This is a genomic window from Streptomyces sp. HSW2009, assembly GCF_040240285.1.
In the GTDB taxonomy this organism is placed as follows: domain Bacteria; phylum Actinomycetota; class Actinomycetes; order Streptomycetales; family Streptomycetaceae; genus Streptomyces.
In genome coordinates this window covers 1-10,650 of record NZ_JBEHZD010000263.1, presented here as the reverse complement: position 1 = coordinate 10,650, position 10,650 = coordinate 1, and the positions used below count along the sequence as shown (strand labels likewise).

Below are 10,650 nucleotides of genomic sequence, written 5' to 3'. Positions count from 1 at the left end.
CGCGGCGCCCCGGCGGCCACCTCGCGGCCGTCCCCCGGCCCGTATCGACGAGGTGTCCGGGCCCCGGAGGCGGCGGGGGGCCCCCCCCCCCGCCCCCCGGGGGGCCGCACGGCCACTGGCCGCGGCCCCCCGAGCCCCCGCGCGTACCGCAGCCGGCGCCGCCGCAACTCCTCTCCCACACACAACCGCGCCACTCCCCCACAACCCCCGGCACCCACCCCGCCACCACAACCACCGACGCCCACCCCGCCACCGCAACACCCGCACGCACACCCCCACGACACAACCAGCGCGCAACCAACCCACCTCGCCATCCCCTTCCCCTCACACCCACACAAGCGACCGACTTCCCACTACAACCCCAACTACCCACCCCCACAGGCGATTTGACCTGCCGTCCACCGCCGCGCGCCCCCTAATAGGACTCCGTTAGGTCTGTCTCGGTATTGATGTCGTGTGCGGTCTGGTGGGCAGGGGTTGTTGGCAGGTGGTGCAGATGCCTGTCCAGCACCTCAGGATGTCCTGGAGGGCGTCGAGGGTCTGGTAGAGCGTGAGGCCGGTGTGGGGGCAAGCACCATCTGATCACCGATGCCACCGGTATCCCCCTTGCCGCCACCTTGACCGGCGGCAACCGCGACGGCGTCACCCAGCTCATCTCACTGCTCCAGGCCGTGCCTCCCGTGCGCGGCAAGCGCGGTCGACCCCGGCGCCGCCCGGACATCGTGCTCGGCAACCGCGGTTACGACCATGACAAGTACCGCCGACTCATCTCGGATCTCGGCGTGAAGCCACTGATCGCCCGCCGCGGCACCGCGCATGGTTCCGGCCTGGGGGCTCAAAGGTGGGTGGTCGAGCGCGCGTTCGCCCACCTGCACTGGTTCCGCCGACTTCGGATCCGTTGGGAGATACGCGATGACATCCACGAGGCGTTCCTCATCCTCGGCTGCGCTCTGAATCTGTTGGCGGCGCCTGAATTCGCTGCGGCAGCACATTCCACCGGCGGTCGAAGTCAGCGGCTCCTCAGTCCCGTTCGGTCGTTTCGGAGCGGGCCCGAGGCCAGACCTGTGAGCCCCACGCCGACGAGCACGACGGCACAGGCGACGACGATGACGGTGGCGCCCTGAAGGTCGACAAGCGCACCAAGCACGTTGTTCATGAGCAACAGAGCCACGCTCTGCACGAGTACCAGCACCGCCTGGATCCGCGACAAGTGGGACTCGGGTGAGGATGCGAGAACCAGCGGTGCGATGTGCGCGGAGAAGGTCCCGTTACCGACGCCGATGACCAGGCCGGCGGCGACGGCGATGGTCGCGCTGGGACAGAGACCGAGCGCGAGGACGCCCCCACCCGCCAGGACCAGCGCGCTCGCCGCCATCAGACCAGGCGGCCCCAGCGGCCCGCGCTTCACCACCACCAGGGTGACCGCAACCATGCCCACGCCCTGAGCTCCGAGCACCAGCCCGACGGCTCCCGCGCCCCACCCCTCCTCGCGCGCGAGGAGGGGGAACAGCAGGGACAGCACGGGCAGCAGGAACCCGGCCGCTGCCCCGGTGAGCCAGAGTCCCGGACGCAGCACAGGATGCGAGAAGGCCACTTTCACCCCATTTAAGGCTTCCTTGAGAAGACCGTCCGTCTTCGGGGTCGGAGGCACGTCGTGCTGGGGGCGTACGACGGTCAGGACAACCAGGGTGAAGGCAAAGGTGACTGCGTTGACGAAAGCGGCACCCGCGAACCCGGCCAGGCCGACCAGCACGCCAGCCAGCGGAACGCCTCCCATGTTGATCACCTGGCCGCCGACCTGTCTGAGGGACAGTGCGCGAGGCAACTGGGCCTGGGCTACCAACCGGCGGGGCATGGAGCCCGAGGCCGGCAGATAGAACGCGTCGACGACACCGACCGCAAGGCCTGTTGCGATGAGCAACAGGGGCGGGGCCCCCAGGGAGTAGGCGGAAGCCGCGAGAGTGAGCGAGAAGATCAGCATCGCCGCGTCACCGATGATCAACACGCGGCGTGCGCTGACACGGTCGCTGACCGCTCCTCCGACGAGGAGGAGCAGGACGCGGGGCAGCGTGATCGCGCTCAGGGCCAGCCCCGCGATGCTCCCGCCGTACTCGCTGGCCGCCCAGCCGAGGGCGAAGTAGAAGACCGCATTGCCCACGAGCGACACCAGGATGCCAACGAGCCACAGCTTGTACGCCCGAGGCAGCCGATCCTGGCCCTGTCTCTCGTCGCACGCCTCGGGGGCCGGGACGCCACCGGCCTCCACTGTCTCCTCGGCCGCCTCATCACTGGCCGCCATTGGGCACCCCCCGATTGATTCGACTGATGACGGTGATCACGGCGCCGACGGTGCCACACGGCACTGACATCGGGCCCGCTCGTGGTGCCCGCCTCGGGGGAACTGCTGTAGACCGCTGGATCTCTACTCGCTCCGGACAACTATCAGGTCCACTTCGTTAGGAGTTCTAAGACACCAACCCCCACCCTCACCCACACCCCACCCCACGCCGCCCCTCCCCACCAGCGCACGCGCCACCGCACAAGGAGCGCACCGCATACGCGCCCCGCCCACGCACTCCTACGCGCCGGGGGCACCCCACCCGCGCACCCCGACTGCCGTTGTGCGGCACCCGAGGCCGCAACCGGCGGAAGCAACCGCCGGATCACCCCGCCCCGCTCCGGGGGCCGATCACAGCGCGCGCAGCCCCCGCCCCCGCCTCCGACTGCTCCCCGGCGCACCCCGGCCCAGAGCCCGCACCATGACGCCGCATCAGCAGCGGGCACGACGGAGCCCACACCCGACGACACGCCGACGGTTCCGCTTCGCCGCCCTCACCGCCCCGTACCAGCCCTCAGCCGCGCCGCTGCCCCGCCCGAAGGCAGCGATCCAGTAGGGTAGTTGCCGCTTCATACACTCTGCTGGCAGTCAACAGGGCTCCACCCCCACCAGGGTGACCAGGGCATATGCCACCGCCCAAGGCGTAGGCGGTACGCGCCGCGCGGGGTGGTGGCGCGGCGGCCGGGCTAACGGCCGGAGCCTGCCGTTACTCGTCATCAGGACCGGAATGGGGCCCGTACCGCGTTCCGGTTGTGGGCTGCGGCGAGCAGCAGCCGACGGCGGAGAATGTGGTCAGGAGGTGCCCAAGCAGCGGAGGTCGCATTCGTCCTGGTGTCCGGTGGGCCACTCGACCAGGCCGGCCGCTGTGCGGCAAACGGGTCGTTCTTTGCCCCCACCGGGGGAAGACTAGATAGCCCCGGGCCAAGGGGCACGCCGCCCCGTGCGCACGCCACCGGGCGTCTCCCGCGCTCCAGCAGGCCCGTCCGCGTGGTTGCCGACCCGGGCGCGCCGTGGGACAGAATGTGCCCGTGGTGGGGCATATTCCCGAAGAGACGACCAGCTTCGTAGGACGCGAGGCTGAACTGGCCAGGTTGGCGGGCGCGCTCGGCGTCGACCGGCTGGTCACGCTGACCGGTACCGGCGGCGTGGGCAAGACACGACTTGCGCTGCGAGCTGCTGCCCGCGCAGCGCCGCGCTACCCCGACGGGGTGTGGTGGGCCGACCTGTCGCCGCTGGACGGTGACCGGCTGCTGCTCGCTACGGTCTCCGACGCGGTGGACCTTTCGGACCACACCCCGGGCATACCGGTGGAGGACCTGTGCGAATGGCTCGCCGACAAGCGCCTGCTGCTGGTGCTCGACTCCTGTGAGCACCTGGTCGAGTCCTGCCGGCACCTGGTGGGCGATCTGTTGATGACCGCGCCCGGGTTGACCCTGCTCGCGACCAGCAGGCAGCCGCTTGAGCTGCCCAGGGAGCGGGTGGTCGAGGTGCTGCCGCTGCCCGCTGAAGGGCCGGACGCGCTGGCCCTGTTCACACAGCGGCTGAAGGCGGCGCTGCCGGGCCCGGCGGCCAGCAGGGTCGAGGGGCAGTCGGCGGCGGCCCGCGCGCTGTGCCGGCGCCTTGAGGGCATCCCGCTCGCGCTGGAACTGGCCGCGGCCCAGGCCGGGCGCCAGTCGCTTGAGGGCGTCTGCGCGCGGCTCGGCTCCCGGCTCGACGTGCTCGAACACCCCGATCGGGTGTGGCCGCCGCGGCACCAGGCGATGCGTACCGCCCTCGGTTGGAGCCATGCGCTGTGCACTGCGGACGAGCGGCTGTTGTGGGCGCGGCTCGCCGTCTTCCGCGGCGCCTTCGACCTGGCCGAGGCGCAGACGGTCTGCGCGGACGCTCAACTTCCCGTGGCCGCAGTGCGCACCGCGCTCAGCGGGCTGCTCACCAAGTCCGTGGTGGGCCGGGACGGCGATGGCTACCGGCTGCTGGACACCGTGCGCGAGTACGGGCACGGCTGGCTCGGCGCGGCGGGCGAGTGCACGATGCTGGCCGATCGGCACGCCGAGTACTTCATCGGCCTGGCGCGCAGCGCCGACGCGGGTTGGCTCAGCACCGACCAGGTCAGGTGGTACGCCCGGATCTCCGACGCGCTTTTGGACCTGTGCGCCGCGCTGGAGCACCTGCTGGTCACCGCCCCCGTACGGGCGTTGGAGCTGGCCGGTCTCGTGGGCTACTTCTGGAGTTGCTGCGGCCATCTGCGTGAGGCGCGCGACTATCTGGAACGCGCACTGGAGTCGTGCCCGGCGCCGAGCCCCGAGCGCACCCGCGGGCTGTGGGCGCTGGGAGTCACCCTCACCCTCCAGGGCGAGTACCTGACGGCGAAGGAACTCAGCGACCAGTGCGCCTACGCGGCCCAGGCCAGCGAGGACGACGAGGCGCAACTCGCCGCGGCCTACCTCGCCGGCCTCAACTCGCTGCTGCGCGGGGAACCGCTGCTGGCCAGGCTGCTCACCCGGCACGCACTGACCAGCATCCCGGGCCAACCCTTCGACTCCGCCTCCCGGCTCCGCTGCCACCTCGCGCACGTGTACGCGCTCACCGCGCTCGGTCAGCTCGGTGAGGCCCGCACGGAGGCGTTGCGGCTGCGGCGCGGCTGCGCGGAGATCGGCGAGTACTGGACACGTGCGTACGTGGAGCATCAACTCGCCCTGATAGCCCTGCTGTCGGACCGTCCGCGGGAGGCGGCGGAGCACGCCCGGGCCATGCTGTCGGGCAAACAGCAGATGGGCGACAGCTTCGGCATCGCGCTCGGTCTCGACCTGCTGGCGGCCTCCACCGCGGCCCAGGGCGACGGGGTGCGCGCCGCCCAGCTCTACGGGCTCGGCCGGGCCTACTGGCGCACCGTCGGCGACGCGGAGCGCGGCACCCCGGAAGTGCGGGCGGTGAGCGAGGAGTTCGAGCGCGCGGCGCGGGCCGCGGCCGGCGACGTGCAGTACGAGGAGGCGTTCCGGCGCGGCGCCAGTGCGGACGTGCAGACCGCGCTGGCGGCCACGCTCGCGCCGGAGGGCTGAGCGAAGGGGGTGTGTGGGGGCCGCGCCGTGGCTCGCGTTCCCCACGCAACTGCCGTCGGCGCCGCCGTGATGACGCCCGCCTCGGGGCACCGCGCGGGCCGGTGGTCGTGCGCGCCCGGCCCCGGGTGGTGTCGGCCTCGGCCCGCGGGCGGCCCGGGGCCGGGTCGGGTCACGGTGGGCGCACGACGAGTGACCTGGGGCCGGAATGCGTCAGGGCGCGGTCGCTGGGCACCCGGCCGACATGCGTGAAGAAGAGCCGCGGCCCCCCGCGGCGACCGAGGAGGCGGAACGATCGCGACCGGAGGAGGCGGAGGGGACGGACGAGGCGCCGCTGACGCCCGACCTGCCGCCCACCGTCGACGTACCCGAGGCGGACACCGACGCGCAGGGGCGGCCCCCACCGGCCACGGACACGCCCATGGGCCGACGGCCGACAGGCGACCCCGACGTGGACGAACCACCGGATTAGGCAGTGGCCCGCCACGCCGGCCCGACCCCGGCGCCTGTCTGACCCCGGCGCCCGTCCAGCGCCGGACGGGCCGGCGCGGCGGACGCACGAGGGGCAACCGGAGCGGCAGCCGACCGTGGCCGGGCGGGCACACCCACCGCCTCCGTCCGGCGTCCGCCCGCTGCCGCGGGTGGGCGCCGGATGAGGCGGGCCCGCCTTGCCGTACGAGGCCGTCCCTGTCGGTGCGGCGTCGGCCGTTTGGCTCAGTGGCCGTCCATGAGGCCACGGCCGTCGGTGAACCCGGGTACATGCCGGGCACTGGCGGACGGCCTCTAGGACCGCATCAGACAACGCTCGCCCTGTGGCGCTGCTGGAACACTCGTCGAAATAGTCTCCATGCGGTAGCCGAGGATGGCCCCCTTCCGGCCTCAGACGACAGGCTGGGCGGACGCGGAGGCGGGGTCTGGAGTGGGTTGTTCGCCGGTGGCTTCCGGAGCTCGTAGCAGCCCGCTCCAACCATCGCTACATGCCGTCTGACCTGGCTCTTTACCATCCTCGTTCCTAGGATCGACGTCAGTCGAAAGGGGGGCCGGATGGACCGGACCATACGCACCGTCGAGGACGTTCTCGCGCTCTTGGACAGGTTCTTCGCATCTGAATCCGAAACCGGCAGCTTGGCAACGAGCGACGGCAGGGACTTCTGGGACCGCTTCTATGCCGACCGGTCAAGGCCGGTCCCGTTCTTCGTGTCGAAGCCGGACGAGAACCTGGCCGCCTATCTTGACCAGGGCCTGATCGCTCCTGGCCGGGCCCTGGACCTGGGATGCGGCCCCGGCCGCAACGCGCTCTACCTCGCGGCGCGCGGCTTCCAGGTGGATGCCGTCGACCTCTCCTCGGTGGCCGTCGCCTGGGGCGAGGAGCGGGCCCAGGAGGCTGGTGCCGACGTCCGCTTCCGGTGCGGCGGCGCTTTCGCGCTTCCCACTGCCGAGTTGAGCGGCCCGTACGACTTGATCGTCGACTCAGGGTGCTTCCACCACCTGCCGCCGCACCGCCGGGTCAGCTACCTCGCCCTCCTCGACCGGGTTCTCGCTCCTGGCGGCCACCTCGCCCTCACCAGCTTCGCCGCCGGCGAGGGGGGAATGGGGTCGGAACTCACGGATGCGGACCTCTACCGCGAACGCGAGTTGCAGGGTGGCCTCGCCTACACCCCCGAATCGCTGCGCTGGATCTTCTCCGACCTGGTGGAGGTGGAACTGCGCCGGATGCGGGAGGAGCCCCCTGAGTCAGCACTGTTCGGTGCGACTTTCCTATGGACCGCCTTGTTCCGCCGCGGTGCGGCCGGCTCAGGCGACGTTCGCTCTGTTCACAACCGCGCGTAGACGCCGTCCCGGACGTGCTCGTTCCGCCAGATGATGTAGCGGCGAATCGTACTGTCCTGCTCCTGTGACTGGCGTGGTCGGTGCTGTTGCCCATCGGGTGCCGCGGTCCGCTGAAAGAGAGGCCCGCGCGAGGCTCAGAACGCTTCCGTAACGCCCCTCGGAGACGGCTACGGCGCGGTGGACGGGCGCCGCGATGTCAGACACCCACCCGTCCACCCCGCCGGAGGCGACCACGGCGCATCGGCGTCGGTTAGTGCGCGGGAGCCCCCGCCCCGTCCCCGGACGCCCCACCCACCGTGCGGGGCGGGCCGGCCGCGGGCATCATGGCCGAAACAGTCAGCGACCAGGGCCGCCCCCAACGCCGCAGGCGGCGCGTGTGGCGAAAGGACACCCACGATGCTGATGGCTCACCCCTCGGTGTTGCGTGAACTCATCGCCCGTTACGAGGCGCAGCACAGACGGTGCACGACGCACGGCGATGCGCAGGAGCGGCGCCGCATGGATGACGTGGTGTACACGCTGTGCGTGACCACCGGCACCCGGGAGATCGAGGCGGCGTTGCAGGCGGCGCGGCGCCAGTTGGGCCGGGTCGGGCGGGAGGGCGACGGGCCGGCGTTGCCCGCGTGAGCCGGGCCGCGCGGGGTGCCGCTCGCCGCCCCTTCGCTACGGGGCGGTCCCTGTGATGAGTGAGCTGTTGGCAGGGTTGCCCGCCGCACACCGGGCGCTGCTCACGGTGGCGCCGCCGGGTGTGGAGCTTGCGGCACACCCGATGCTCGCCCAACCCAGCGATCGGCGGGCGTTCGACGACGGGTGGGTCTTCGAGCGCAAGCTCGACGGGGTGCGGGTGCTCGCCGTGTGTGAACCTGACGCCGCGCAGCCGGTGCGCCTGCTGTCGCGCCGCGGGAACGACCTGGGAGCCACCTACCCCGAACTGGTCGCGGGGGGGGGGGGGGGGGGGGGCGGGGGCCGGGCTGGGGGGGGGGGGGGGGGGCCCCCGTCGGACGAGGTGGGTGCGGCCTCATCCGCCGGCTGGTGGCAAGGCTGGGCCCGTCACCCCGCGCCCCGGAACCCCCCGACGGGAATGCAGGGGGTTTCCCCGTACCCCCCTCGGCCCCCGCGGTGGAAGCGCTTGCCCCGGCCGGCGGGTGGCCCGGCTATCGGGCGGCCCCAGCGGTCGGGGGCCCCAGCCGTCGGGGGGCCCAGCGGTCGGGGGGCCCAGCGGTCGGGGGCCCCGGCGGTCGGGCGGCCCGCCTCGCCGCGCCTACGGATCACCCCGCCGCGCCAACGGCCCGGCCCCGCCACGTCCGCGCATCACCCCTGCCGCACGGGCGACCTACAGCCCAGCCTCAATTCGTATGGGAATAGCCGGACTTGGCGAGCGATACCACCCGGCCCAGCCGGCCCCAGCCGCCCCGGCAGCGGCAACCGCCCCGGCAGCGCCGGCCACCCCACAGCCCCGGCCGCCCCCTCAGCCCACCCCACCCACCCCGTCCCCCGCCCGCCGGTCCCCCGCGTGGTGGAGGCGGATGAGGTCGGCGCGGGAGCGGATGCCCAGCTTGCGGTAGACGCGGGTGAGGGTGGCTTCGACCGTTTTGGCGGAGAGGAAGAGGTTGCCGGCGATCTCGCGGTTGGTGGCGCCGCCGGCGACGAGCTCCGCGACCCGGTGTTCGGCCGGGGTCAGCGCCCGGCGGCGGCCGGCGGGCAGCGCGGCCGGGACGCCGGCACCCACACCCACACCCATATCCACACCTACGCCCGCACCCACACCCACACCCATGCCCATGCCCATGCCCGCACCCGCACCCGCACCCACCGCGAACTCCCCCTGCCCACCCACCACTTCGGCCGCGTCAGGCCCCCGCCCCCGCGGAGTGCCCGCCACACCGGCGGCCGTGCCCCGGCCGCAGCCCACCCGGTGGAGTGCGGCCTGCGCCTGGTCGAACCAGGGCCTGGCGTCCGCGGCCCGGAAGACGCCCGCCGCCTCCCGCCACGCGGCGAGCGCCGCCGACTCGTGTCGCCGCCGGCGCTCCACCGCGCCCAGTACCAGCAGGTCACGGCCGCGCTCAAGGGGCAGCCCCAGCGCCCGGTGGCCGTCGGCGGCCTCCCGCAACCGGTCCGCGGCCCCGGCCAGGTCCGCCGATTCGGCCCGTAACAACGCCTCCGCGCGCAGCAGCGACAGGTCCACGCCAGCCCGGCCGAGTCGGCCGGCCGCCGCCCGCACCTCGCGCACCACCGCGCCGGCCCGCTCGTGGTCGCCCACCGCGACCAGCGCCTCCGCCAGGTCGGCGGCCCAGGGCACGGCCGCCGGGTCCACGATCGAGCGGCGGTGGGCGATCGTACGGGCCTGTGTCAGGCACTCGACGGCAGCGACCGGCGCCCGGGTCCGCAACTGGATCTGCCCCAGCACACACAGCGCCAACGGCAGGTACACCATGTCCCGTTCGTCCCGCGCGACCCGTACGCACTCCCGGGCCAGCGCCTCGGCCCGCTCCAGGTCGCCGCCGGCGGCCTCGGCGACCGCGGCCGAGTAGCAGACCTGGCCGATGATCGCGCCGAGCGCGCGGGCCAGGCCGAGCGCCTCGTGCGCGGCGTGCAGGGCCCGGCCGCAGCGCCCGGCGCGCACGTCGACGTCCACCGCCGAACCCACCAGGAACAGCATCTCCTCCACGTCTTCAGACCGTCTGGCGCGGCGCAGGAGACGGTCGATCTCGGCGCCGGCGTCGGTGAGCCGGTCCGCGAAGAAGTCGATCCTGGCCTTGATGGCGCGCGGCCCGTTGTGCCCGCCGGTCGGGCCCGCGTCCTGCGGCCTGGCCAGCGCCCGCGCCAGCACGTCGCGGGCGTCGCCGCGGCCCTGGAGGGTGCCGGTGAACGCCTGGAGCGAGAGCGCCATCAGCTCCGTCGTACGGTCCCCGGCGCGCTGCGCGAGCGCCGCGGCGCGGGCCGCTTCCGCCCAGGCCAGCGGGGTGTCACCGGCGCTGATGTGGGCCTTGACGCCGCGCAGGTAGTGCAGCCTGGCCCGGGCGCCGGGGTCGTCGCCCGCGTGCGCGAACGCCGCGGCGAACACCTCGTCCAGGTCGTGCATCGCCTGGTTGGCCGCATTGATGATCAACACGCACGCGCGCACGTGTTGAGCCGGGTCCGGGGCCCGGTCGGTGGCCCGTTCGGCCAGTTCGCGGCAGAGCTCGTAGTCGGCTGCGGCGTACGCGTGGGACGCCCCGCTCAGCAGCCGCTCGCAGCGCAACTCCGGTGTACTGGCCGGGGTCCGCAGGGCGGCGAGCCTGGCCAGCGCGGCGGCGTCGTCCGCGAAGCCGCGCCGCCGCGCCTGCTCGGCCGCGCCCGCGCGCCCCACGGCCCCCCCCCCCGCCGGCCCGGGGGCGGGCCCGGCGGGGGGGGGGGGCGGGGGGGGGGGGGGGGGCGGGGGGGCGG

6 protein-coding genes and 1 pseudogene are annotated in these 10,650 nt (G+C 73.4%); 5 read left to right on the top strand and 2 right to left on the bottom strand.

The genetic code is table 11. The features are described 5' to 3' along the window. Window positions 1–554: 554 nt before the first annotated feature. Window positions 555–978, top strand: a pseudogene (locus AAHZ94_RS19615) (transposase); the annotation flags it as partial. 31 nt (window positions 979–1,009) lie between these two features. Here AAHZ94_RS19615 and AAHZ94_RS19610 read toward each other — a convergent pair. Continuing rightward, entirely contained in the window at window positions 1,010–2,299 is a 1,290-nt protein-coding gene (locus tag AAHZ94_RS19610) for an MFS transporter (protein ID WP_349994273.1), read from the bottom strand. Between the two features lie 1,067 nt (window positions 2,300–3,366). Between AAHZ94_RS19610 and AAHZ94_RS19605 the strand changes: the two genes are divergently transcribed. The 4 genes from AAHZ94_RS19605 (at window position 3,367) to AAHZ94_RS19590 (ending at window position 7,851) form a co-directional block, all read left to right on the top strand. Beyond that, on the top strand, window positions 3,367–5,397 hold the full coding sequence (locus AAHZ94_RS19605) for an ATP-binding protein (RefSeq protein ID WP_349994272.1): 2,031 nt from the start codon (window positions 3,367–3,369) through the stop codon (window positions 5,395–5,397). 241 nt (window positions 5,398–5,638) lie between these two features. After that, a complete protein-coding gene (locus AAHZ94_RS19600; protein WP_349994271.1) occupies window positions 5,639–5,866 on the top strand; it encodes a hypothetical protein in 228 nt (75 codons plus the stop codon). 572 nt (window positions 5,867–6,438) lie between these two features. Further along, a complete protein-coding gene (locus AAHZ94_RS19595) occupies window positions 6,439–7,224 on the top strand; it encodes a class I SAM-dependent methyltransferase (protein ID WP_349994270.1) in 786 nt (261 codons plus the stop codon). 396 nt (window positions 7,225–7,620) lie between these two features. Then, entirely contained in the window at window positions 7,621–7,851 is a 231-nt protein-coding gene (locus AAHZ94_RS19590; protein WP_349994269.1) for a DUF5133 domain-containing protein, read from the top strand. 841 nt (window positions 7,852–8,692) lie between these two features. Here AAHZ94_RS19590 and AAHZ94_RS19585 read toward each other — a convergent pair. Continuing rightward, window positions 8,693–10,650: LuxR C-terminal-related transcriptional regulator (locus AAHZ94_RS19585; RefSeq protein ID WP_349994268.1), on the bottom strand; the 1,958-nt coding region annotated here is incomplete at its 5' end.